Annotated in this window: 25 protein-coding genes; 15 read left to right on the forward strand and 10 right to left on the reverse strand. The window is 71.0% G+C overall.

The window, feature by feature from the left end:
- Nucleotides 1-142 precede the first annotated feature (142 nt).
- Genes ACFC14_RS01725 through ACFC14_RS01735 form a run of 3 tightly spaced genes read left to right on the forward strand, consistent with a single transcriptional unit; the run spans nt 143 to nt 6,392 of the window.
- A complete protein-coding gene (locus tag ACFC14_RS01725) occupies nt 143-4,747 on the forward strand; it encodes an ATP-dependent helicase (protein WP_376100839.1) in 4,605 nt (1,534 codons plus the stop codon).
- Nucleotides 4,748-4,770: 23 nt separating this feature from the next.
- Nucleotides 4,771-5,619 (forward strand): EI24 domain-containing protein, encoded by an 849-nt coding sequence (locus tag ACFC14_RS01730; RefSeq protein WP_376100841.1) that lies wholly within the window; start codon nt 4,771-4,773, stop codon nt 5,617-5,619.
- Nucleotides 5,619-6,392, forward strand: a complete 774-nt coding sequence (locus ACFC14_RS01735; RefSeq protein WP_376100843.1) for a DNA-formamidopyrimidine glycosylase family protein — start codon at nt 5,619-5,621, stop codon at nt 6,390-6,392. The genes ACFC14_RS01730 and ACFC14_RS01735 overlap by 1 nt, the downstream gene beginning before the upstream one ends.
- Before the next feature lie 34 nt (nt 6,393-6,426).
- On the opposite strand, the gene ACFC14_RS01740 is transcribed toward ACFC14_RS01735, so the two are convergent.
- Entirely contained in the window at nt 6,427-7,128 is a 702-nt protein-coding gene (locus ACFC14_RS01740; RefSeq protein ID WP_376100845.1) for a helix-turn-helix transcriptional regulator, read from the reverse strand.
- Nucleotides 7,129-7,201: 73 nt separating this feature from the next.
- On the opposite strand from ACFC14_RS01740, the gene ACFC14_RS01745 reads away from it, so the two are divergent.
- The gene (locus ACFC14_RS01745; RefSeq protein WP_376100847.1) at nt 7,202-7,969 is read left to right on the forward strand and encodes an alpha/beta fold hydrolase; all 768 of its coding nucleotides are present in this window, start codon (nt 7,202-7,204) and stop codon (nt 7,967-7,969) included.
- Nucleotides 7,970-8,080: 111 nt separating this feature from the next.
- Nucleotides 8,081-8,293 (forward strand): hypothetical protein, encoded by a 213-nt coding sequence (locus ACFC14_RS01750; protein ID WP_376100849.1) that lies wholly within the window; start codon nt 8,081-8,083, stop codon nt 8,291-8,293.
- A gap of 43 nt (nt 8,294-8,336) precedes the next feature.
- On the opposite strand, the gene ACFC14_RS01755 is transcribed toward ACFC14_RS01750, so the two are convergent.
- Complete coding sequence (locus tag ACFC14_RS01755) at nt 8,337-8,672, reverse strand: hypothetical protein (protein ID WP_376100851.1); 336 nt, start codon at nt 8,670-8,672, stop codon at nt 8,337-8,339.
- A 291-nt stretch (nt 8,673-8,963) separates the two neighbouring features.
- Between ACFC14_RS01755 and ACFC14_RS01760 the strand changes: the two genes are divergently transcribed.
- Entirely contained in the window at nt 8,964-9,371 is a 408-nt protein-coding gene (locus tag ACFC14_RS01760) for a DapH/DapD/GlmU-related protein (RefSeq protein ID WP_136043187.1), read from the forward strand.
- A gap of 59 nt (nt 9,372-9,430) precedes the next feature.
- On the opposite strand, the gene ACFC14_RS01765 is transcribed toward ACFC14_RS01760, so the two are convergent.
- Nucleotides 9,431-10,090: a LuxR C-terminal-related transcriptional regulator gene (locus tag ACFC14_RS01765; protein ID WP_376100853.1), complete on the reverse strand. Its 660-nt coding sequence runs from the start codon at nt 10,088-10,090 to the stop codon at nt 9,431-9,433.
- On the reverse strand, nt 10,083-11,330 hold the full coding sequence (locus tag ACFC14_RS01770; RefSeq protein ID WP_376100855.1) for a PspC domain-containing protein: 1,248 nt from the start codon (nt 11,328-11,330) through the stop codon (nt 10,083-10,085). Before ACFC14_RS01770 ends, ACFC14_RS01765 begins: the two co-directional genes overlap by 8 nt.
- Before the next feature lie 114 nt (nt 11,331-11,444).
- On the opposite strand from ACFC14_RS01770, the gene ACFC14_RS01775 reads away from it, so the two are divergent.
- The 4 genes from ACFC14_RS01775 to ACFC14_RS01790 are packed head-to-tail and all read left to right on the forward strand — an operon-like array spanning nt 11,445 to nt 14,890.
- Nucleotides 11,445-13,082, forward strand: coding sequence for a PspC domain-containing protein (locus ACFC14_RS01775; protein ID WP_376100857.1), 1,638 nt, complete (start codon nt 11,445-11,447; stop codon nt 13,080-13,082).
- Nucleotides 13,079-13,387 (forward strand): hypothetical protein, encoded by a 309-nt coding sequence (locus tag ACFC14_RS01780; protein ID WP_376100859.1) that lies wholly within the window; start codon nt 13,079-13,081, stop codon nt 13,385-13,387. Before ACFC14_RS01775 ends, ACFC14_RS01780 begins: the two co-directional genes overlap by 4 nt.
- Nucleotides 13,388-13,397: 10 nt before the next feature.
- Nucleotides 13,398-14,138, forward strand: a complete 741-nt coding sequence (locus tag ACFC14_RS01785; RefSeq protein WP_376100861.1) for a LysR family transcriptional regulator substrate-binding protein — start codon at nt 13,398-13,400, stop codon at nt 14,136-14,138.
- A 35-nt stretch (nt 14,139-14,173) separates the two neighbouring features.
- Complete coding sequence (locus tag ACFC14_RS01790; protein WP_376100863.1) at nt 14,174-14,890, forward strand: GMP synthase; 717 nt, start codon at nt 14,174-14,176, stop codon at nt 14,888-14,890.
- 15 nt (nt 14,891-14,905) lie between these two features.
- Here ACFC14_RS01790 and ACFC14_RS01795 read toward each other — a convergent pair whose 3' ends face one another.
- Nucleotides 14,906-15,376, reverse strand: a complete 471-nt coding sequence (locus ACFC14_RS01795; RefSeq protein ID WP_376100865.1) for a glutaminase — start codon at nt 15,374-15,376, stop codon at nt 14,906-14,908.
- On the reverse strand, nt 15,373-16,587 hold the full coding sequence (locus ACFC14_RS01800; RefSeq protein ID WP_376100867.1) for a cation:proton antiporter: 1,215 nt from the start codon (nt 16,585-16,587) through the stop codon (nt 15,373-15,375). Before ACFC14_RS01800 ends, ACFC14_RS01795 begins: the two co-directional genes overlap by 4 nt.
- An 86-nt stretch (nt 16,588-16,673) precedes the next feature.
- Between ACFC14_RS01800 and purU the strand changes: the two genes are divergently transcribed.
- Complete coding sequence (gene purU, locus ACFC14_RS01805) at nt 16,674-17,525, forward strand: formyltetrahydrofolate deformylase (RefSeq protein WP_376100869.1); 852 nt, start codon at nt 16,674-16,676, stop codon at nt 17,523-17,525.
- 139 nt (nt 17,526-17,664) lie between these two features.
- On the opposite strand, the gene ACFC14_RS01810 is transcribed toward purU, so the two are convergent.
- The gene (locus ACFC14_RS01810; protein WP_376100871.1) at nt 17,665-18,711 is read right to left on the reverse strand and encodes an NAD(P)H-dependent flavin oxidoreductase; all 1,047 of its coding nucleotides are present in this window, start codon (nt 18,709-18,711) and stop codon (nt 17,665-17,667) included.
- A 95-nt stretch (nt 18,712-18,806) separates the two neighbouring features.
- On the opposite strand from ACFC14_RS01810, the gene ACFC14_RS01815 reads away from it, so the two are divergent.
- Both ACFC14_RS01815 and ACFC14_RS01820 read left to right on the forward strand, forming a co-directional pair.
- Complete coding sequence (locus ACFC14_RS01815) at nt 18,807-19,079, forward strand: DUF6412 domain-containing protein (RefSeq protein WP_376100873.1); 273 nt, start codon at nt 18,807-18,809, stop codon at nt 19,077-19,079.
- Between the two features lie 66 nt (nt 19,080-19,145).
- Entirely contained in the window at nt 19,146-19,925 is a 780-nt protein-coding gene (locus tag ACFC14_RS01820) for a YidC/Oxa1 family membrane protein insertase (protein WP_376100875.1), read from the forward strand.
- On the opposite strand, the gene ACFC14_RS01825 is transcribed toward ACFC14_RS01820, so the two are convergent.
- From ACFC14_RS01825 to ACFC14_RS01835, 3 genes are all read right to left on the reverse strand, one after another.
- Entirely contained in the window at nt 19,897-20,814 is a 918-nt protein-coding gene (locus ACFC14_RS01825; RefSeq protein WP_376100877.1) for a DMT family transporter, read from the reverse strand. The two genes, ACFC14_RS01820 and ACFC14_RS01825, sit on opposite strands and share 29 nt — an antisense overlap.
- 131 nt (nt 20,815-20,945) lie before the next feature.
- Nucleotides 20,946-21,830: an SDR family oxidoreductase gene (locus ACFC14_RS01830; protein ID WP_376100879.1), complete on the reverse strand. Its 885-nt coding sequence runs from the start codon at nt 21,828-21,830 to the stop codon at nt 20,946-20,948.
- Nucleotides 21,831-21,990: 160 nt separating this feature from the next.
- Nucleotides 21,991-22,338, reverse strand: a complete 348-nt coding sequence (locus ACFC14_RS01835; RefSeq protein ID WP_376107056.1) for an ATP-dependent DNA ligase — start codon at nt 22,336-22,338, stop codon at nt 21,991-21,993.
- A 186-nt stretch (nt 22,339-22,524) separates the two neighbouring features.
- On the opposite strand from ACFC14_RS01835, the gene ACFC14_RS01840 reads away from it, so the two are divergent.
- Both ACFC14_RS01840 and ACFC14_RS01845 read left to right on the forward strand, forming a co-directional pair.
- Complete coding sequence (locus ACFC14_RS01840) at nt 22,525-23,043, forward strand: FHA domain-containing protein (RefSeq protein ID WP_376100881.1); 519 nt, start codon at nt 22,525-22,527, stop codon at nt 23,041-23,043.
- Between the two features lie 28 nt (nt 23,044-23,071).
- Nucleotides 23,072-23,572 carry a CinA family protein gene (locus ACFC14_RS01845; RefSeq protein ID WP_376100883.1) on the forward strand — a complete coding sequence of 167 codons (501 nt, stop codon included), beginning with the start codon at nt 23,072-23,074 and terminating at the stop codon, nt 23,570-23,572.
- The last annotated feature ends 9 nt before the right edge of the window (nt 23,573-23,581 follow it).

Here is a 23,581-nt window from a genome sequence, read left to right on the forward strand (position 1 = left end):
ACGGTATGAGCGGAGGCATCCGCGTCGCGTCGGACCGAAGTGCCCACTACGGAGGGGTGTGGTACTCAGGTACGACGTCCCTGACAAGCGCGTCTCGCGTCCCTTTCGCCCCGATGTCCCCGGCCTCGACGAAGATGGAGGGATGAGCGACGTGCTCGAACGCTTCACCCCCGCCACCCAGGACTGGTTCCGGGGTGCCTTTCCCGCGCCAACTCCCGCACAGGCGGGTGCCTGGGACGCGATCTCGGCCGGCAAGCACGCGCTCGTGGTGGCTCCGACCGGCTCGGGCAAGACGCTGTCGGCGTTCCTCTGGGCGATCGACAGCGTGTTCCGGGAGCGCATGAGCGAGACGGCCCCGCCCGCGAAGGGCGAGCCGCGCACGCGCATCCTCTACATCTCGCCCCTGAAGGCCCTCAGCGTCGACGTCGAGCGCAACCTGCGGTCCCCACTCATCGGCATCGGGCAGTCGGCCCGGCGGCTGGGCGTGCCTGCGCCCGCAGTCACGGTCGGTGTGCGCTCGGGCGACACGACCTCGAGCGACCGCCGCAAGCTGGTCTCCGACCCGCCCGACATCCTCATCACGACCCCCGAGTCGCTGTACCTCATGCTCACGAGCCGGGCGGGTGAGACCCTGCGCGGGGTGCACACCGTGATCATCGATGAGGTGCACGCGGTCGCCGCCACCAAGCGCGGCGCACACCTCGCCGTGAGCCTGGAACGCCTCGACGCGCTGCGCCGACTCAACGGCATAGAGACTCCGGCACAGCGCATCGGCCTCTCGGCCACGGTCCGCCCCATCGACGAGGTCGCACGGTTCCTCGGCGGCTCGGCGCCGGTCGAGATCGTCGCCCCTCCCGCATCGAAGACCTTCGAGCTCGGGGTGGTCGTGCCGATGGACGACATGACCAACCCACCACCGCCGCCCGGAGTGCCGGGGGAAGCGGCGGACGCCGAGTACAGCGAGGTCACCGGTTCGGTCTGGCCGCACGTCGAAGAGGCGATCGTCGATCGCATCCTGCAGAACAACTCCACGATCGTGTTCGCCAACTCCCGCCGACTGGCAGAGCGTCTCACCGGCCGCCTGAACGAGATCTACTCCGAGCGGATCGGGGTCGAGCTTCCGGCCGCGAGCGTGCCTGCCGCGATGATGGCGCAGGCCGGGGCCACTGCGGGCGCCGATCCCGTGCTCGCCAAGGCGCACCACGGCTCGGTGTCGAAGGAGCAGCGCGCCCAGGTCGAGGAAGAGCTCAAGTCGGGCGTGCTGCGCTGCGTCGTCGCGACGAGCAGCCTCGAGCTCGGCATCGACATGGGCGCGGTCGACCTCGTGATCCAGGTCGAGGCCCCGCCGTCCGCCGCCTCGGGGCTGCAGCGCGTCGGCCGCGCCGGGCACCAGGTGGGCGAGATCAGCCGCGCCGCGCTCTTCCCGAAGCATCGCGGCGACGTGCTGCACACCGCGATCGTGACCGAGCGGATGCTGGCGGGCAAGATCGAGGCGATCCAGGTGCCGCGCAACCCGCTCGACATCCTCGCGCAGCAGACCGTGGCGGCGAGCGCGCTCGGAGCCATCAGCGTCGAGGAGTGGTTCGAGACGGTCCGCCGTTCGGCACCGTTCCAGGCGTTGCCCCGCTCGGCCTACGAAGCGACGCTCGACCTGCTGGCCGGCCGCTTCCCGTCCGACGAGTTCGCCGAGCTGCGGCCGCGCCTGGTGTGGGACCGCGACGCCGGCACCCTCACCGGAAGGCCCGGCGCGCAGCGCATCGCCGTCACCAGCGGCGGCACCATCCCCGACCGCGGCCTGTTCGGGGTGTTCGTGGCCGGCGAGACGACCGGTGCCCGCGTCGGCGAGCTCGATGAGGAGATGGTCTACGAGTCGCGGGTGGGCGACGTGTTCACGCTCGGGACGACGAGCTGGCGCATCGCCGAGATCACCCACGATCGCGTCAACGTCATCCCCGCATACGGCCAGCCCGGGAAAGTGCCGTTCTGGCACGGCGACGGCATCGGTCGGCCGTTCGAGCTCGGCGAGGCACTGGGCGCGTTCTCCCGCGAGGTGTCGGCGGCGACCCCCGAGAAGGCGGCGCAGCGGTTGATCGAGGCGGGCCTCGACGAACAGGCGCGGGCGAACCTCATGGCCCACCTGACCGAGCAGCGCGAGGCGACGGGCACGCTTCCGACCGACCGCACGCTCACGGTCGAGCGCGGCCGTGACGAGGTGGGCGACTGGCGGGTCATCCTCCATTCCCCGTACGGCATGAAGGTGCACGCGCCGTGGGCGCTGGCGATCAACGCCCGGGTGCGCGAGCGCCTCGGCGTCGAAGGATCGGCGGTGGCGAGCGACGACGGCATCATCGTGCGCATCCCGGATGCCGAGGCCGAGCCGCCCGGAGCCGAACTCTTCGTGTTCGAGCCCGACGAGCTGGAGCATCTCGTGACGGAGGAGGTGGGCGGCTCGGCGCTGTTCGCCTCGCGGTTCCGGGAGTGCGCGGCGCGGGCGCTGCTCATGCCGCGGATGAACCCGAACAAGCGCACGCCGCTGTGGCAGCAGCGACAGCGGTCGGCGCAGCTGCTCGAGGTGGCCCGGCGGCATCCGACCTTCCCGGTGATCCTCGAGACGCTGCGCGAGGTGCTGCAAGACGTCTACGACCTGCCGTCGCTGCGTAAACTCGCGACCTCGATCGCCGACCGCCGTATCCGCCTGGTCGAGACCGAGCCCGGCCAGCCGTCGCCCTACGCCCGCGACCTGCTGTTCGGCTACGTCGGCGCGTTCATGTACGAGGGCGACTCTCCCCTCGCCGAGCGCAGGGCCGCGGCCCTCTCGGTCGACCCCGCCCTTCTCGGCGAACTGCTGGGAACCGTCGAGCTCCGCGAGCTGCTCGACCCCGACGTGATCGCGCAGTTCGAGCGGGAGGCGCAGCGGCTCGACCCCGACCGCCGTGCGCGCGGACTCGAGGGCGTCGCCGACCTGCTGCGGATGCTCGGACCACTCGACGCGGAAGAGGTGGCGGCACGCCTCGACCCGGCGAGCGTGCTCGAGACGGAAGCGGAGACCGTCGGCACCGCGACCGCCGCCGCACTCCTGAACGATCTGATCACCGCCCGGCGCGCGATCCCGGTGACCGTCGGCGGCGTGAGCCGGGTGGCCGCGATCGAAGACGCAGGACGACTGCGCGATGCGCTCGGCGTCGCTCTCCCCACGGGCATCCCGGTGGCTTTCCTCGAACCTCTGGCTGACCCGCTGGGAGACCTCGTCGCCCGCCACGCCCGCACGCACGGCCCCTTCACGACGGATGCCGTCGCCACCCGGTTCGGACTCGGCTCCGCGGTCGCCCGCCACACCCTGCAGCGGCTGGAGAACGCCGGCCGTCTCACTAGCGGCTACTTCCTGCCGGAGGCAGCCGGCAGCGGCGACGCGGTCGAATGGTGCGACAGCGAGGTGCTGCGTCGCCTGCGGATGCGGTCGCTCGCGGCCATCCGCGGGTCGGTGGAGCCGGTCTCCCCCGAGGCCTATGCGCGGTTCCTCCCCGACTGGCAGCACGTGGGCCGACCGCTGGAGGGCGTCGACGGCGTCCTGAGCGTGATCGAGCAGTTCGCGGGCGTGCCGATCCCCGCGAGTGCGTGGGAATCGCTGGTCCTGCCCTCGCGGGTGCGCGACTACTCCCCCGCGATGCTCGACGAGCTCACGGCGGCGGGCGAGGTCATCTGGTCCGGCCACGGTACCCTCCCGGGTCGCGACGGCTGGGTGTCGCTGCATCCGGTCGACCTCGCGCCCTTCACCCTCCCGGAGCGGGATGCCGAGATCGCATCCGACTCGTTGGAGTCGCGCATCCTCATCGCGCTCGACGTCGGCGGCGCCTACTTCGCGGCACAGCTCAAAGACATGGCCGCGGCCGAGAACGAGCAGTCCGTGCTCGAGGCACTGTGGTCGCTGACGTGGTCGGGCTACGTGACGAACGATACGTTCGGCCCGATCCGCTCGCTCCTCGCGGGCGGCTCGCAGGCCCACAAGGTGAAGCGCCGAGCACCCCGTGCCCGGACCTATCGCGGCGTGTCCTTCACGGGTTCCGCGGCGCCGCGGCCGGCGTCGATCGGCGGACGCTGGTCCCTGCTGCCGGCGCTCGAGACGGATGCCGCCCGCCGCGCCACCGTCACCGCAGGCCTCCTGCTCGACCGCTACGGGGTCGTCACCCGCGGCGCCGTGCAGGCCGAGGGCGTTCCCGGCGGCTTCGCTCAGGCGTACCGCGTACTCGCCGGGTTCGAGGAAGCGGGCCACTGCCGTCGCGGCTACGTGATCGAGAAGCTCGGAGCCGCGCAGTTCGCCGCCTCCGGCACGGTCGACCGCCTCCGCACCTACGCGGGGCTCGCCGATCCGCCACCCCGCAAGGCCGTGACCCTCGCGGCCACCGATCCCGCGAACCCCTACGGCGCGGCCCTCGGCTGGCCCAAGCTCGACGGGGTCTCGCACCGCCCCGGCCGCAAGGCGGGCGGCCTGGTCGTGCTCGTCGACGGCACCCTCGTGCTCTCCCTCGAACGCGGTGGCCGCACGGTGCTGTCGTTCAGCGACGACGGCGAGGTGCTGCGCGCCGCAGCCGCCGACCTGGCCGCCACCGCACGCGCCCGACGACTCGATACCTTGACCGTCGAGAAGATCAACGGCGAGGGCGTCTACGGCACCGAGCTGGCGCTCGCCCTCCAGGAGGCGGGCTTCGTGGCGACTCCGCGCGGTTACACGCTCCGCAAGGTGGTCTGAGCGATGCACCTACGCTGGAAGCCATGATCCGAGAGTTCGCCGCCGGCATCCGCACCCTGCTGCGGGGGTTCGGGCTGTGGCGCACCCGACCGGGTCTCATGCTGCTCGGGCTGATCCCGGCGATCATCGCGGTCATCGTGCTCGCCGCTGCCCTGGTCCCCCTCGTGATCGGCATGCCGTCGGTCTCCACTTGGCTGACGCTGTTCGCCGATGGATGGATCGAGCCCTGGCGGGGGCTGCTGCGCACCGCTGTGGGGCTGGTCGTCGTCGCGGCCGCCCTGGCACTCGCCAGCGTGGTGTTCATCGCGCTGACGCTGACCATCGGCGACCCCTTCTATCAGCGCATCTGGCATGCCGTCGAGGTCGACCTCGGCTCGCCGCCGCCCGCCGATGGCGGCAGCTTCTGGATCACTCTGGGTGAGGGGCTCCGGCTCGTCCTGCTCGGCATCCTGATCGCGATCGGCGTGCTCCTGATCGGCCTCATCCCGGCGGTCGGCGGATTCCTCGGCCCGGTTTCGGGTGTCGTCCTGACCGGGCGACTGCTGGCGCGAGAACTCACCGGCCGCGCCTTCGATGCGCGCAACCTCAGCCCGATCGATCGTTCCGCGCTGTTCTCGGGCAGCCGCGCGCGGGTACTCGGCTTCGGCGTCGCCACGCAGCTCTGCTTCCTGATCCCCGGCGGGGCGGTCGCGATCATGCCGGCCGCCGTCGCCGGCAGCACGATGCTCGCGCGCGACCTGCTCGCGCGCACCGCCGTCACCGCTGCATCCTCGTCGGGGGCACCGACCACTCCGCCGCCGCCCCCGCCGCACGCCGCGCCTTCTCCGCTTCCGCCGCCCCCGCATCTCGGCGCGGGATCCGGAGCCTCCTGATGCCCGAGGGCGACACCGTCTTCCGCACCGCGAGGCGCCTCGACGAGGCCATCGCCGGTGCCGAGGTCACCCGTTTCGACCTTCGCGTTCCCCGCTTCGCGACGCTCGACCTCACCGGGCAGCCTGTGCACGGAGTCGTCCCGCGCGGCAAGCACCTGCTCATGCGCATCGGCGACAGCACCCTGCATTCCCATCTGCGCATGGATGGCGCATGGTTCACCTACCGTCGGGGTGAGAAGTGGCGGCATCCGGCCTTCAAGGTGCGTGCGATCGTCGGCACCCCGGAGCGCGAGGCCGTCGGCGTCGACATCGCCGAGATCGAGGTCGTGCCCACCCGCGATGAGGATCAGCTCGTCGGCTACCTCGGCCCCGATCCGCTCGCGGCGGACTGGGATGCGACTGAGGCCCTCCGACGACTCGGAGCCGACACCCGCAGCATCCATGTCGCCCTCCTCGATCAGCGCAATGTCGCGGGCTTCGGCAACGAGTACGCGGCGGAGCTCCTGTTCCTTCGAGGAATACTGCCGACGAGGCCGACGCCAGAGGTCGATGTGGCCGCCCTCCTCGACCTCGGAGTGCGCACCATCCGCACCAACCGCGACCGCCGCAACCGCACCTTCACCGGCATCGATCGTCCGGGCCAGGGCACCTGGGTATACGGCCGCGCCGGGCGGCCCTGCCGGCGGTGCGGAACCCTCATCCGTCGCGGCGAGCAGGGCGCCGATCCGACCCGCGAGCGCGTCACGTTCTGGTGCCCGGTCTGCCAGCGCTGACCTCGCAGCGCCGCTGACGGCTCGACCGAGTCGGTCACTCGCTGCGGCGCCCGTGCACCGGCCGGGCGTTCGCCGGCGGGGTCCCGACCTCCTGAACGGTGTGACCGCTGCAGGCGCGGTTCGTCATGCGGGCCTGCTCGATGCGGGACACGACGAACCAGCGCATCGCGTCGCGCAGAAGGCACCAGCCGACCAGGTACCACTGGCCGTTCGTGGAGGCGAACATCACGGGCTCGACCTCACGAGCGGTCGTGGCACCGGCGAGGGAGGTGTAACGGATCCTGATCGTCCGCTGCTCTGCCATCGCCTCCTCGAGCACCGACCGGACAGCGCGGGAGGACGGGGGCGATCCATCGACCCACACTCGACGCCCCAGCTCGGCGGCCCTCTCCCGCGTGCGGGGATCGAGCACGTCCAGGATCTTCTGCACCCCCGCCGATGCCAGGTCGGAGTACGGAGCATCGGGCGCCGCCGACACAGCCGCCAGGAGTGCCACGGCCTGGGCCGGCGACAGGGTGACGGGCGGCAGGGATGCACTCGACGCCAGTCCGTAGCCGCCACCGGGCCCCGGGCGCGACCACACCGCCGCGCCGCTGCTCGCCAGCGCGGCGAGGTCTCGCTTCACCGTCCGCACCGATACCTCGAACTCGGCGGCGAGGCGCTCCGCCGTGTATCCGCGGGTGCCGTTACGGCGCAGCATCTCCGTCAGGGCATGGAGCCGTTCGGATCGCTTCACCGTCGGCACCTCGTGGAATTCATGACAGAAATAGTGCCATACAGCTGTCCGGAGCGGCTGCGAGCATCGAGATATGACGACAGAAACACGGAATCCGACCATCCTCCTCATCGCGGGCCACTGGCTCGGCGCCTGGGCCTGGGACGAGGTGCGGGAGGGCCTGACAGCGAACGGTCGGGACGCGATCGCTCTCACGCTCCCCGGCCTCGACCCTCACGATCCCGAGCGATCCTCCCGGACCCTCGACGATCAGGCCGCGGCCATCGAAGAGGCCATGGCGCGCGCGGGCGCCTCTGCGGAGCGACCCGTGGTCCTCGTGGGCCACAGCGGGGCCAACGCTCCGCTCAGCATCGTGGTCGACCGGCATCCGGAGCTCATCCGCCGGATCGTCTGGGTCGACTCCGGCCCCGTCGCACCGGGAAGCGTCTTCGCGCCGGAGCTCCCCGACGCGGTGGAAGAGCTGCCTCTGCCGCCCTTCGATGTCCTCGGAGAGCAGGCCAGCCTCGAAGGTCTGAGCGCCGAGATGCTCGAGCGCTTCCGTGCCCGAGCCGTCCCCGAGCCCGGGCCGGTGCTCCGGGAGCCCGTCGAACTCACGAACGACGCGCGCCGCCGGGTCCCCACCACCCTCGTCTGCTGCTCCATCCCCAGCGCACAGCTTCTGGAACTCGCCCGCGCCGGGCATCCCATGTTCGCCGAGGTCGACGCCCTCGATGATCTCGAAGTCATCGACCTCCCGACCGGACACTGGCCGATGTGGAGTCGCCCTGCAGATCTCGCGCGGGTGATCGGTTCTGCGGCGGCCTCGGCCGACGAGGGCGCGTATACGCGAACAAGCCTGTAGGCACGAGTAAAGTGTTACCGTTCGTCGGCCGCCAGCGACATCAGGCATTTGAGCCGAAGGCACCGCGATTCCGCTCTTGAACGGAGAGGAATGAGCCGACAGGGGGGCGCCATGGAACCAGACCAAGAAGAGAGCTCGGAACAGTACCGTCAGGATTTCGCGCAGATGCCCGGAATCAATGGCAATCCGATTGGCGCATCCTTCCGAGAGCTGTCGCCAGAAGACACGACACGACGAGGCATGATGTGGTCCTCGATCGGGGTCGGTGCCCTCGTCGTGGGCACCGGTATCTACTTTCTCGGAAAATGGTTGCACTGGTTCTGAGAGACAGCGCAGAACCCTGCCTCAACAGAAGTGCCCGCGGTCATCACCACGGGCACTTCTGCGCGATCTGCCATGAAGACTGCGGGCGGGCTATCGCTCGTCCGCCTCCGCCCTGGCGGCCCGCCGGGGGAATCCCGCACCATCCCTCGCTCGCCACTCCGGGGGGGATCGGCTCCTCATGCTGCGCCCGATACCGAGCGTCCTCTTTTCGCACCTGACGCGCTGTGAGCCAGCGGGTGAAGAGGCCGAGAATGATGACGCCTGCGATGGCAGCAGGCCAGGTGATGGGCGCCGGTACGTAGTGCACGCACAGCATGAAGGCGACAGGCACGGTCAAAAGGCCGACGATGAAGATTGCCGGTGGTGAGTTGATGCTCATCCTCGGCGGAACTCCATCGTTCTGTGCAGGAACTTCAGGCGACCGCTGTTCAGCAGCGGATGATCCCACCGACTGTCCCTCCGAGGAATCCTCCGAGCGAGGAGTGTTCACGGGGAACTCCCTTTTTCATTTATCAACTCCGGCCATATAACATGCTACCTGTTACTGTGCATCTCTCACTGGAGGTCGGAGAGAACCTCCCCCGCGCTCCCCACATCCATCCGCGGGAATGAATCCGCCCCTGCCGTGGTTGTTGATATATCCGGAGAACTCCGGAGCACGGGAGGAATCGTGGGTAAGAACTACGTCGACATCGAGAACGACCAGGGCGCGACGCTGCGGTACCGCAAGCACGCGAACGGTCGAGGTCTCGTCGCGCATGGCGCGAAGGTGCATCCGAAGGCGCACATCGAGGCGGGTGCCTATATCGAACCGGGCGCGCGCATCGGCGCCGGGGCGACCATCGCCCGCGGCGCCTGGATCGACGAAGACGCCGTGGTCGGCGAGGGCGCGTTCGTCGACGCGCACGCGCACATCGGCCAGGGCGCTGCGGTCGGCGATCACGCATACGTGGGTGTCCGCACCGACATCGGCGCCGGAGCGCGCATCGTCCGCGGCGCCAGGATCGGCGACGACGAGACGGTCGCCGCAGGTCTCACCATCGCGACGGACCAGAAAGGCCTCTGGCTCGCGGCCTGACCGGCCCGCCTTCGCGGTGAGCGCGCGCCTCGCAGCGTGACCCGCCCACCGCCCGGCGACTACAGCAGTCGCCGCTCCGACGCCCAGGCGGTGAGTTCGTGTCGCGACGACAGCTGCAGTTTGCGCAGCACGGACGACACGTGGGTCTCGACCGTCTTGATCGAGATGAACAGCTCGGACGCGACCTCTTTGTAGGCGTAGCCGCGGGCGATCAGTCGCATGACCTCCTGCTCGCGCGCCGAGAGCCGGTCGAGCTCATCGGTCGCGGTCGCGGTCTCTCCCGCGACGGCCCCGAACGCGTCGAGCACGAAGCCGGCGAGCCGCGGCGAGAACACCGCATCGCCGTCGGCCACGGCGTGAACGGCCTTGCTGACCTCGAGGCCGGACGATCCCTTGGTGATGTAGCCCCTCGCACCGGCACGGATCACCCGCACGACATCGGCCGCGGCATCCGACACGCTCAGCGCGAGGAATCGTGCGGTAGTCGGCGCCGAGCCGCGGATCACGGCTTCTCCCCCGGTCGCGTCGTCGCCGGGTCCGCCCGGCAGGTGCACGTCGAGCAGCACCACATCGGGCTGCGCCTCGTCGATCACGGCGATGGCGGACGGCACGTCCGCCGCCTCGCCTACGACGTCGACGCTCGCATCGAGGTCTGCGCGCAGACCGGAGCGGAAGATCGAATGGTCGTCGACGATCACGACGCGGATGCTGTCAGCCACGGTTCTCCTCCCTGGTGGGCGCGGGTCGCGCGGCCGGCCGATCCTGGTGGGTGCCCGATCTGATGCTCAGGTGCACCTCGGTGCCGTTCTCGTCACTGCGGACGCCACCCGATCCTCCGGCGCGACGCATCCGCCCGATGATCGACTCCCGCACCCCGAGGCGGTCGCTCGGCACGTCGTCGAGCGAGAACCCGGCACCGCGGTCGCGGATGAAGACGTCGACACCGGTCGCGCTGCCCTCGATGTACACCGAGATCTCGCCGCCCGCGTGCCGGGCGGCGTTCAGGATCGCCTCTCTGGCCGCGGCCGCGAGCTCGCCACTCGCGCGCTCGGCCGAGAGGCCGGCCGAGACCACGTCGATGCGCACGGGATAGTCGAGTTCGAGCGCCCCCGCATAGTCGCGCAGATCCGTCGGCAGGTCGCTGTCGGCCGGGGCGTCGCCGTCGTACAGCCACGCCCGCAGCTCGCGCTCCTGCGCCCTGGCGAGACGCGCGGCCTCGCTGGAGGCACCGGCCCTGTTCTGGATCAGGGCGAGCGTCTGCAGCACCGAGTCGTGCAGGTGCGCGGCCATCTGACTGCGCTGCTCCTCGCGGATGCGGCGGACCCGCTCACCGGAGAGTTCGCGCCATCGCGGTATCAGCGCGGACGAGGCCACAGCGGCGAGCCCGGCGAGCGGGAGGAGCACCAGCGCCACGCCCGACCGGGCGACGGGCCAGGAGAGCAGCACCGTGAACAGCAGCGCCAACAGCAGGATCGAGACGACCCGCACGGTCATCGTGTGCCGCGGTCCGCGCGCCGTGTCGGTGCGGTCGATGAGGGTGGCCCACAGCCCGGCGCCGGTCGCGAACGCCGCTGTGCCGCCCACCACGACGGCAGCCAGGTCCGGCGGGATCGACCCGCTCAACCAGTCACTGCCCCCACGCCAGACCAGCACGACGAGCGCCCCGACGGCGGCAGGGGCGAGCAGCAGCCAGGCCACCGGCATCCGCCTGGTCGGTGCGCTCTCGCCCTCGGCCCACGGGGTGAAGATCCAGCACCAGGCGTAGAGCAGGATGCCGGCGCCACCGCAAAGGCTGAGCGCGATGAACAGCGCCCGCACCAGCCCCACGCGCACGCCGAGGTGACGCGCGAGACCGGCGCTCACGCCGGCCACCAGACAGTCGCGGTCGCGGGTCAGCGGCGGGCGCGGCGGCGCCGCCACGCGCGGAGGTCGCGCAGAAGCGTGCGCCGAAGAGGACATGACGCCATCCAATCATCCGCGTGCCCTGCCCGGGTCCTCCCCGGCGCAGAATCAGGGGTCGCTCAGGGGTTCCCCCCATGGCAGGGAACCGACCGCTGCCGCCAGGATCGAAGCATGACGATTCCGACTGCGCCACCGCCCCCCGCCGACCACGCCGCTCCGGCCACCGGCACACCGGGCACCGGCATCCCTCGCGGAGCCGAACGCTTCCTCCTCTGGGTCGCCGGGCTCGGCGTCGCCCGTTCCGAGGGCTGGCTCGGCGGCGTCTCGGCGGGCATCGCCGCACGCCTGCGCATCGACCCGCTGATTGTCCGCGGCGTTCTCGTGGTCGCGGCTCTCTTCGGCCTGCCGGTCATCTTCCTCTACGCGGCGGCCTGGGCCCTGCTGCCGGATGTCGACGGCCGGGTGCACGTCCGCGATCTGCTCCGCCGCGACTACCAGCCGGTGCAGTGGGGCATCCTCGCGATGGCCGTCATCGGCCTGTTCCCGACCGCTCCGCTCGCCGGCCGTCTCTTCGGACTCGGCTACGACGGCTGGTCGGCCCTGTCTCTCATGAGCTGGATCATCGGCCTCGTACTCGTCGCCGTCCTGCTCATCCTGATCGTGCGTGCTGCGAGCCGCACCCCGGGTGCTTCCGCGCCGGATCTGCCGATGGCTTCCGCAGATCAGGCGGCCCCGGCCGCGTCCGTCACCCTCGGCGGTTCGGGTACCGCCGCGGGGACGGACGCCACATCGTCGACCGGCGCGTATGCCGCGGCGGATGCCGACACCGTGGTCGCACATACCTCTGCCGCGGCGGAGGTCGCCCCGACCGGCCTGACCCCCTCTGACGCCGCGCCCCTCGACCCGGCGGCGCTCGCGGCGATCCCGCCCGCACCTCCCGCGCCCCTGCCTCCCGGGTCACAGGACCCGGCGGCCCTCGAGGCGTGGCGCGCCCAGCACGCCGCCTGGAAGGAACAGGACCAGGCATGGCGACGTCAGCAGCAGGATGCCGAGCGTGCCGCCCGCGACCAGCTGCGCCGAGAGCGCCAGGCCGAGGCCGCTGTGTTCGCCGCCGAGGCCGCCGAACGTCGCCGCATCCGCCGCGCGTCGAACCCGCGGGCCGGCTTCGCGTTCGCTGCGACCATCCTCGGGCTCGCGATCATCACAGGGGCGGCAGTCGGTCTCGTCGCGGGTGGCGAAGTGGTCGGCACCGCCCTCGGACTGCTCGCCGCCGCCCTCATCCTGGCGCTCGGGATGATCGTCGCCGGAGCCTTCCGCCGACGCAGCGGCTTCCTGGCGTTCATCACCGTGCTCACGCTCGTGGGCGGCCTCGTGGCTGGCGGGTTCTCCTCCCTGCAGGGGTTCACCTTCGGCTGGGCGTCGGTCACGAACAACCGCGCGGAGCACATCCAACAGCCGTTCGGCGACCTCTCTGTGACTCTGTATCAGCACGACGACAAGAGCCGCCCGATGGTGATCGAGAAGGGCTCCGGCGCGACGTACATCTACGTGGATCCGGGCGTCCAGCTGCAGCTGCGCGCAACGGTCGACACCGCAAACGTCACGTGGACCCGCGTCGACGGCGAAGACGGCACCATCATCGATTCGGGCAACTGGTCGGCGACGCAGCGCGACGGAGAATCCGTCGTGGTGGAGAACATCTCCGCCGAGGATGCGTCCACGACCACGATCCAACCCGTCACCATCGATCAGAACAGCGGCGAGATCTCGATCACCGTCGCCGAGCCCGCGAAGGAAGACCAGCGATGAGCACTCCCACGACCACCGAGACGACCACCCGTCCCCGCACCCGCTGGGCGGCCATCATCTGGGGACTGCTGTTTGCGACCATCGCAGCCCTCGCGCTCGGCCAGCTCGCCGACTCTTCCCGTCGTGCGACGATCGCGGACGCACTGATGACCATGACGCCCACGACGACCACCGCGATCATCCTGCTCACCGCCGGGGTGCTGCTGCTCGTCGGAGGGGCCGCTGGTCTCATCCGTCGTGCGCAGCGGAAGCTGGCGGCGGCGTCCGATCACCGACGAGAGGTACCGGGCCCGCTCGCCGAGTAGCCTTGTCCGCATGGCGAATCAGGGAAGACGGCCCGCGAAGGGCGCAGGCCGCGGCACACCCGTACGCCGGAACAAGGCCGCTCCCGCCGAGCGGTTCCCCCCGCAGAAGCCCAAGAAGAAGACGGCCAAGGTCGTCTTCGACGCCCCGCAGCCCGAACCCGAGGCACCGCGCACCTTCCGACTGGGCGCGGTGCCCGGTGCGACTCCGGGCAAGTGGATCGACGCGTGGAAGCAGCGGATGCCGCGCGTGCCGCTCGAGCTCGTGCCGATCGAGGCCGCCACGCAGCGTGCCGCCCTCGACGAGGTCGACGCCGCTCTGGTGCGACTGCCCCTGACGGACGAGTCGCTGCACATCATCCCCCTGTACGACGAGCTCCCGGTCGTCGTCGCCGCGGCCGACTCGCACCTGATGGCCGCGGAGGAGCTCACGGCCGCCGATCTGGAGGGCGAGGTCGTGATCGGCCTCACCGACGACGTGCTCGGAGCTCTCGACCTGCCGGGGACGACACCGGCGAGCTTCGCCGCGCTGCCGACCGACCAGGCGATCGCGGTCGCGGCATCCGGCGTCGGCATCATGATCGTGCCGATGTCGCTCGCCCGGATGCATCACCGCAAGGACGCCGATCACCGCGTCCTCGCCGACGGACCGACCTCGACCGTCGCCCTCGTCTGGCCGCGCGAGCGCACCACGCCCGACGTCGAGACGTTCGTCGGCATCGTCCGCGGTCGCACCGCGAACTCCTCCCGGTGACCGGCGACGTTCGTCGCGCTCGTTAGAATCTCCTGATGGCCTCGCTCCTCTACGTCTGCGTGCGCCCCGAGCTCGGGGCGGCGGATGCCGAGCACGCATCGTTCCGGCGGGCACTCGGCGTCGATGTGGTCGACCGGCTCGACCTGCTGCAGACGCCGCTCGACATCGCGCGGGTGCGCGGGTACGACGGGGTCGTGGTCGGCGGGTCTCCGTACAACGTCTCCGACACGGTGAAATCCACGGAGCAGCTGCGCGTCGAGGCCGACCTGCGCACCCTCGCCGATGCGGCCATCGCCGCCGAGGTCGCCGTGTTCTTCACCTGCTTCAGCATCGGCGTCGTGACCCGCATGCTCGGCGGCGAGGTCGTCACCGACACCCCGGAGCCCGCGAGCGCCACCGTGATCGACGTGACCGAGGCCGGCGCCGCCGACCCCGTGTTCGGTCCCAGCGGCTCTGCGCTGACGGTCTTCACGGCGCACAAGGAGAGTGCGCAGAGCACCCCGACCGGTGCGGTGCTGCTCGCGACCAACGACGTCTGCCCGGTCCAGGCCTACCGCGTGGGCACGCACCTCTACGCGGCGCAGTTCCACCCCGAGCCCACTCCCCGCGACTTCGCCGACCGGATGACGTTCTACCGCACCACCGGCTACTTCGACCCCGACGAATTCGACGCGGTGCAGCAGCAGGTGCTCGCGGCATCGGTCACCGAGGGCGCGGCACTCCTCCGGCGATTCGCCGAGACGTTCGCCTGAATCAGTTCGCCTGAATCAGTTCGCCGCTCCGTCACGCAGCAGACCGACACGCTCGCGCAGGTATGCCTCCAGGGGCATGAAACCCCCGGCGGTGCTCCAGCGCACCGACGGCATCCCGTCGACGAGGGCGAGCGGACCGGATGAACCACCGGCATCCACCGCATCCACGTCGATGACGCTCCACCCCACGTGCACGACGTCACCCTCGCCGAAACCTCCCCGCAGGGCCTCGGCTCGCCGCTCGGCACGCTCCCGCGCCGACTCGGCCGTGTAGCCACGGCGGCCAGGGTCGGCCGCCCGCAGCACCTCGGCGGTCGCCAACGCGTGGGTCTCGGTCAGCAGCAGCACGCCCAGATGCCAGGCTTCGCCCACCCGCACGATGCGGCGGCCCCGCCACCGGGAGTCGCGTTGCTCCCCGAGCCCCTCCTTCGGAGACCCGGCGAGGTCGGCCACAGCCGCGGTCAGCAGAGCGGATGCCGAGGTCACAGCTCCCCCTGCAGAGACTCGCCCGCGCGTGCAGGTCCGACGACCTCCGCGCGATCGCCGCGCAGCGTCATACCGATCAGCGGATACAGCAGCACCGAGAGCATGCCGGCACCCACGAGGGCTGCGGCCGTGCCGGTGTCGAGCATGTCCTGATCCACGCCGATCGCGGTGACCGCGACAATGATCGGCAGTCCGGTCGCGGCGAGCAGGCCGAGCGCCGCACGGTCGCGCACGCTCATCCCCTTCGGGGCAGAGAGCTGCGCGGCCGAGCCTCGGATCACGAGCAGCGCGATCAGGAAGATGGGGACCAGCGCCAGCGCGGTAGGCGAGGTGAGCAGCGCCTGCAGGTCGAAGGTCACGCCGGTGTAGAGGAAGAAGATCGGCACGAGGAAGCCGAACGCGATGGCCTCGATCTTGCTCTCGACCTGCTCGGCGGATTCCTTGGGCGCGCGCGTCATGATGATGCGCCAGACCGCACCGGCGACGAACGCGCCGAGCAGCATGTCGAGGTCGAGCATCACGCTGAGACCCACCAGCGCGGCGATGAGCAGGATCACGAACCGCACCCCGAACTGGTCGGACGTGTGCAGGGTGGCCAGGACGATGCGGTGCAGACGACCGTGCGGCACGCGATGCGCCAGCAGCACCGCGAGGCCGGCCAGCACGACGAAGGTGAGCAGGACGGCCGTGGCGATGGGCGTGGTCCGCGTGCTCAGGAAGATCGAGATCGCGATCAGGGGCAGGAACTCGCCGACCGCCCCGATCGTGCTGATCGCTCGGCCGAAGGGCGTGTCCAGTTCCCGCGCATCGCGCAGGATCGGCATCAGCGTGCCGAGCGCGGTCGAGCTGAGGGCGATCCCGATCACCACCATCCCCTCGCCCGGCGCGAAGAAGAACCCGAGGCCGATGCCCAACAGCACGCTGAGCAGCCAGCCGGCCGAAGCCCGCGCGAGCGGCTTGCCCGCCACCAGCTTGAAGTCGATCTCGGTGCCGGCCACGAAGAACAGCAGCGCCAGACCGAAGTCGCTGAGCTTCTCCAACAGCGGCCCCGGCTCGACCCAGCCGAGCACGGCAGGGCCGACGAGGATGCCGAGCACGAGCTCGAACACGACGATGGGCACCCGCACCACGGGGCGCACGCCGCGGGCGAGCAGAGGCGCGGCGACGGCCAACAGGGGGATCAGCACCAGGCCGAGGTCACTCGCTTCCACGAGACTCAGAGTAGCGAGTCGCCTCGCGCGATTCGCCCCCGCTGTGCATCCACGGCAGAATCGATGCACACCCTCGAGGAGCCCTCATGTCTCAGCCCGATACCGCCCGCCTGCTGATCGCCTGCGACGACCAGCCCGGCATCGTCGCCGCTGTCGCCGGCGTGCTCTCCCAGCACGGCGCGAACATCATCTCGCTCGACCAGCACTCCACAGATTCCGAGGGCGGCCGGTTCTTCCAGCGCACCGTGATCCACCTCGACGGGCTCTCCGCCGCACGCCCGGCCCTCGAAGCCGACATCGCCGTCGTCGCCGAGCGCTTCGGCATGGAGTGGTCGCTGCACGACGTGGCCCGCCGCAAGCGCGTCGCGATCTTCGTCTCGAAGTACGACCACTGCCTGATGGAGCTGCTGTGGCGCACGCAGCGCGGTCAGCTCGACATCGACATCACGATGGTCGTCTCCAACCACCCCGACCTGGCGGAGTCCGTCCGCTCCTTCGGGGTGCCGTTCGTGCACATCCCATCCGGCGACAAGGCCGCGATGGAGCAGCGTCAGCTCGAACTGCTGCGCGGCAACGTCGACCTGGTGGTGCTCGCCCGCTACATGCAGATCCTGACCGACGACTTCATCACGCGCCTCGAGGTGCCGGTGATCAACATCCACCACTCGTTCCTGCCCGCGTTCATCGGCGCGAACCCGTACGCGCGCGCCAAGGACCGCGGCGTCAAGCTCATCGGCGCGACCGCGCACTACGCCACGGCCGACCTCGACGAGGGCCCGATCATCGAGCAGGATGTCACGCGCGTGACCCACTCCGAGACGGCGGCTCAGCTGCAGAGCCGCGGTGCCGACGTCGAGCGCCTGGTGCTCGCCCGCGCCGTGCAGTGGCACGCCGAGGACCGCGTGATCGTGCACGGCAAGTCCACCGTCATCCTCTGACCCCCGGTCCTCCGCTCCGGTCCGCACCCTCCGTTCCGGTCGCAGTTCCTGCCGCCCCGAGGCCGTCAGCGCGGCAGGAAGTGCGACCGGAACACAGTCGCGCGGCAGCAAGTGCGACCGGAACACAGCAGAGCGAGCGTCAGGGAGCCACCGGAACCCCTGCGAGCAGCTCGGCGAACACCTCGGCGGCGGCGTCGTACTCGACCAGTGGGGCGGCCTGACCCATCCACAGGGACTGCAGCTCGCTGAGGTTCTGCTGTCCGGCCGCGGTGCGGAAGCGGCCCGTGAGCCAGTTCTGCATCGGGAACGGCGCGATCGTGCCGCTCGCCTCGATCGCCCGCACCGCACGGTTGCGCGCACCGCGAGCAAGCCGACCGCTCATCGCGCGCGTGAGCACGGTCTCGTCGGCGGCGGTCGAGCGGATCGCATCGCGGTGCGCCGCGGTGGCGGCCGACTCCGACGTCGCGAGGAACGCCGTCCCCACCTGCACGCCCGAAGCCCCCAGCGCGAACGCCGCGGCCACTCCACGCCGATCGGCGATCCCGCCCGCCGCGATCACGGGCACTCCGACCGCGTCGACCACCTGCGGCACCAGTGCGAACGTCCCCACCAGCGACTCCTCGGCCGGGCGCAGGAACGACACCCGGTGGCCGGCCGCTTCCGCTCCTGTCGCGACGACGGCATCCACGCCCGCCTCGGCGAGGGCGACGGCCTCGGCCACGGTGGTCGCCGTACCGACGACACGGATGCCGCGGCGATGCGCCTCCTCGACGACCGCCGACGACGGCACCCCGAACACCACGCTCAGCACCGCGGGCGCGATCTCCCAGACCGCCTCGAGCTGCTCCTCGAGCGGCGGGTTGTACCGCTCCGGCCGAGCGGGCACGTCGACACCGACCGCCTCGTAGAACGGCTGCAGCGCCTGCGCGAACACCGTGTGCTGCGGGTTCGGCTCGACCTCGTCGCCCGTGGGCAGCCAGATGTTCACCGCGAACGGCCGGTCGGTCGCCGCCCGCAGCTCGGCCCCGGTCGCGCGGATGCGTTCGCCGTCATAGCCGTACAGGCCGAACGAGCCGAGCCCGCCGGCGTTGCTCACCGCGGCGGTGAGTGCGGTCGAGGAGAGCCCGCCGAACGGGCCGAGGATGATCGGATGCTCGATCCCGAGCAGGGCACGAAGGTCACTCATGCTTCGACGTTACGCCCGCAGCGCAGGCGGAAGGTCGACCGTGACGGTCGGTCGCGCAGGCCTCGGTGCTACCCTCGCTCCAGAGGGGAGTGCGCATGAGCGAGTGGTTCGGGCAGATGCTGAGCTTCGTCGCGACCGCACTCGGACTCGTCTCGATGCCGGACGCCACGGCCCTCGGCCTCGCCATCGCGCTGCTCGCCATGACGGCTCTCACGCTCGCGATCGTGCTGAGCGTGCGCCCCGAGGCCACCTCCGACGCCCCGCATCCGCTGCGGGCCATCGACGTCGGAACCCTTCTCACGCAGAGCGATCCTGATGCCGCAGGGCATCCGCGCCCGCGGGCGCCGGGAGTCGCGACCGCCGCGTAGTCCGTCCGCACGACGGGACAGCGCGGCCTTCGCCGACCCTTCCCGACGCCACGAACGGACACTTCCATGGACCCCTTTGCCTTCCCCCCTCTCGCCGCTCTGCTCGACGCCGCCTACGGCGCGCTGACCGGGCTCTCCGACCTCCTCACCCCGATCGCCGGGGCCTCCGCCGCCGCCCTCGCGGTCGTGCTCGTCACCCTGCTGGTGCGCGCGCTGCTCATCCCCGTCGGCATCTCGCAGGCCAAGGCCGAGCAGACCAGGGCGCGCCTCGCCCCGAAGCTGCGGGAACTGCAGCGCCGCCACAAGAAGAACCCCGAGCGGCTCCAGAAAGAGATGATGGCGCTGTATAAGGCCGAGAACACCTCGCCGTTCGCAGGCATGCTCCCGGTGCTGGCACAGGCCCCGGTGGTCGGCATCCTCTACACGCTGTTCCTCCGGCCGGAGATCGCCGGGCATCCTAACGAGCTGCTCGCGCACGACCTGTTCGGCGCGCCTCTGGGCACGAGCCTGGTCTCGGCGTTGTTCGGCGGCACGGCGACACCCGCGACGTTCCTCGTGTTCGGGGTGCTGCTCGCGGTGATGATCGCGGTCGCCGAGGTCACCCGCCGGGTGTTCCGCCCGACGCCGGTCGAGGGCGACGACTCGCCGCTGAACTCTCCCGCCATGCTGCGTGTCATGTCGTCGCTGCACTACCTGACGGCGGTGTTCGCGGCGTTCGTACCGCTCGCGGCTGCGCTGTATCTGACCGTCACCGTGGTGTGGACGCTCGTGCAGCGCGTCATCCTGCGTCGACGGTTCCCGCTGCCGACGCCGGAGGTCAGTCGGGCAGCGGTATCGGGGCGGTGAAGGGACCGGAAGGGCCGCCGTCGCGGCGGTCCTTCCGCACCCCGAGCGTCGTTCCCACGCTGGCGGCGATCACGAGGGCGACGGCCAGCATCCGCAGCGGAGTCGCGTCCTGGCTCAGGATCAGCCAGCCGGCCAGCGTCGCGAACGCCGGCTCCAGGCTCAAGAGCACGCCGAAAACGCGCTGCGGCAGACGACGCAGCGCGGCCAGCTCGAAGCTGTAGGGGATCACCGACGACAGCACGGCGGTGATCGCCGCTAGCAGCAGCAGCTGCGGATCCATCGCCACCGTCGAGGCTGCGGGGATGCCGACCGGGATGAGCAGCACGGCCGCCACGACGAGCCCCATCGCGAGGCCGCTGTTGCCCGGGATGAGGGCGCCGACGCGGGCGCTCATGCGGATGTACATCACCCAGAACCCGGCCGCGATGAGGATGAACACGAGCCCGAGCGGGTCGAGCGGCTCGGCCCCGATCAGACCGTCGACGCCCAGCGCGACCATGCCGAGGAGCGCGACTCCGACCCAGGCGGCATCCGCCAGGCGACGGGTCAGCACCGCGGCGAGCACGAGCGGTCCGAGGAACTCGATCGCGACCGCCGGGCCGAGCGGGATGCGGTCGATCGCGGCGTAGAAGAAGCCGTTCATCGCGGCGAGCGAGACGCCGAAGAGCACGGCTGCGAGCCACTGCGGGCGGGTCCACTTGCCGGGCCGCGGCCGCACGATGACGACGAGGAGGATCGCGGCGATCGCGACGCGCAGCGAGGTGACGCCCCAGGGCCCGAGCACGGGGAAAAGCTGTGCAGCCACGGCCGCCCCGAAGGGCAGCGAGAGGCACGAGCCGATGACGAGTGCGACGCCCACGAGGGGGCCGGACGCGGCGGGCTTCTGCACCCGACAAGCTTAGGCGGGCGGCCCGGTGCGCCGCGTCGCCGAGACCTCCGGTACGCGCCGAGACCCCGGGCTGCATGCGCCGCTACCCGGGGGTTTCGACGCGAAGGCGGGGTCTCGGCGGGGAACCGGGCTCAGAGCGGCTTGCCGCCCGTCACCGCGATCACCGAGCCCGACGTGTACGAAGACTCGGCCGAGGCGAGGTACACGTAGGCCCCCGCGAGTTCCGCCGGCTGGCCCGCGCGTCCGAGGGGCGTGTCCTGGCCGAAGGTCGCCAGGCGCTCAGCATCCCAGCCGGTCGCGGGGATCAGCGGCGTCCAGATCGGACCGGGCGCCACGGCATTCACCCGGATGCCCTTCGGGCCGGCCTCCTCGGCGAGCGCCTTCACGAACGCCACCTGAGCGGCCTTGGTCATCGCGTAGTCGATGAGGCCCGGCGACGGGTTGTAGGCCTGGACGGATGCCGTCACGATGATGCTCGCGCCCGGCTCCAGGTCGGGGTATGCGGCGCGGGCGGAGAACAGCAGGCCGACGAGGTTCGTGTCGAACACGCGCCGCATCCGGTCGGTCTCCAGGCTGTCGAAGCCGTCGATGTCGTGCTGGTAGGCGGCATTGAGCACGAGGGTGTCGAGTCCGCCGAGCTCGCTCCGCGTCCGGGCGACGATATCGGTCGCGAAGGCCTCGTCGCGCAGGTCTCCTGCGAAGCTCACACCCGTGCGTCCCGCCTCCCGGACCAGGGCGAGAGTGTCCTCCGCGTCGTCCTGCTCCTCCGGCATGTGTGCGATCGCGACATCGGCGCCCTCTCGCGCGAAGGCGATCGCGACGGCTCGCCCGATGCCCGAGTCGCCACCGGTGATGAGCGCGCGGCGCCCTGCCAGGCGGCCGTGGCCGACGTAGCTCTCCTCGCCGTGGTCGGGGTCAGGACGTGTCAGCTCCGTGAGCCCTGGCTGATCCTGCTGCTGCGCGGGGAAGCCTCCTTCGCGATGCGCGTGCCGCGGGTCGGAAGTGCTGTCGGTCATGGCCGATCCTCCTCGTCTCGGGGTGTCCGACCGACTCTTCCCGATCGACAGCCGCGGGTGCAGGGGGTTGACAGCCGGGAACGGAGGCGGCGACTTGCGGGGTCCATCCCCCACCGCTCTCGAGGCCGTGCGCGACGGCAGCGGCGGACGCCGCAGCGGATCAGAGCTGAGGCGTGACCGGGATCTCTTCCGTGCCCGGCTCCGAACCGGCGTCGGCGGGCTCGGGGACGAGGTACAGCCCGCTCGGCGCGTTCGCGGTGAAGGCCAGGGCCTCGATCCAGGCCCGGTTGATGGAGGGCTGGCGACTGCCGAAGTACTTGAACACCAGGGAGCTGCCCGGCTGGATCCACACGGTCGTGCGTCCGCCGCCGACGCTCGCGTCTTCACGCCAGCTGAACGGGAACGGCTCCCCGCGTCGCAGCTTGGCGGTGATGACCAGCTGCAGGTGGGTGAGAGCGCGGTCCTCGATCTCGGTCTTCACTCCGCCTTCGTAGACGAACTTGCCCATTCTGTGCTCCTTGGTCGCAGTCTGGCCGAGACGACGGCTCACCCCATTCTCGCTCACGCGGCGACAGTATTCCGCCTCTGTTCCGCGTGAAGGCGGGTGCGTGTCCGCCATCGCGAAGTCAACCCCCTCGGCAGAACGCGCACACCCTCCTAATCTCGGATACCCGAGCTCGAGGAGGGCACTGCCATGAACGCACGACACATCGACGACCGCCCCGACGAGGGCTACACGCCCGGAACCACGCACGCCGAGTGGGGCGCGGGGAACCCGCGGCTGCGCATCACGCGCGACGACGAGCGCACCGAATTCGCGCTCGAGGCGGACGAGGTGCGGATCGGGTCCGCCGAGGGCAACGAGCTGCGCCTGGCCGACACCGACCCGGTGCACGCCACGATCACGCACGATGACCGCGACGAGTACGTGCTGACCCTGCACGGCGCGGGTGAGATGAACGCCAGCGCCGGCGCGGACGCCACGCACCCGGGCGACGACACCGAGACGCTCCGCACCGGAGCGCACTTCACGGCGGGACCGTGGACTCTGGTGTTCGCCCGCGACGAGTTCGCCGACCACGGGCGCCCGTACGGCGGCCGCAAGGGTGGCGAGTACTCCGATCAGCCGCTGCAGCCGCCGCGTCCGGACTACGACGGCGACGGATCCACGCAGGATGGGTCTGCTCAGCCCGACGCGGCGGACAACGCGTAGGAAGACGCGCGCTGAAGGGCGTCTCGCAGTGACCGGACACATCGATCGACTGAGCGACCTCGCCCGCGAGCGAGGACTGCGCGTGGCTGTGGCGGAGTCCCTCACGTCGGGTCAACTGGCGAGTACCGTGGGCGCGGGAGCCGAGGCGTCCGAGTGGTTCGCCGGCGGTGTCGTGGCGTACCTGACGGATGTGAAGGAGCGCGTGCTCGGGCTGGTCCCCGGTACGGATCCGTGTTCCGCGGCGTGCGCCGAGCAGCTCGCCACGGGGGCGCGCCGTCTGCTCGACGCCGACCTCTGCGTGTCGACGACCGGTGTCGGCGGACCCGATCCCGATGGAGGCCATGCTCCCGGCACGGTCTACCTGGGCTGGGCGACTGCGGATGCCGTCGGACACCGTCGGCTGGCGCTGACGGGCGAGCCCGAGGACGTGCTGGCGGCGACGGTTGAGGCCGCTGTCCGGCTGCTGGCCTTCCACGCGGAGGGCCTGCGACCGGCCGGGCCCCGCCGAAGCCCGCACCAGAGCGAGTAGGTCGGCAGT

The sequence above is a fragment of the Microbacterium sp. NPDC055988 genome, assembly GCF_042269505.1.
Lineage (GTDB): Bacteria > Actinomycetota > Actinomycetes > Actinomycetales > Microbacteriaceae > Microbacterium.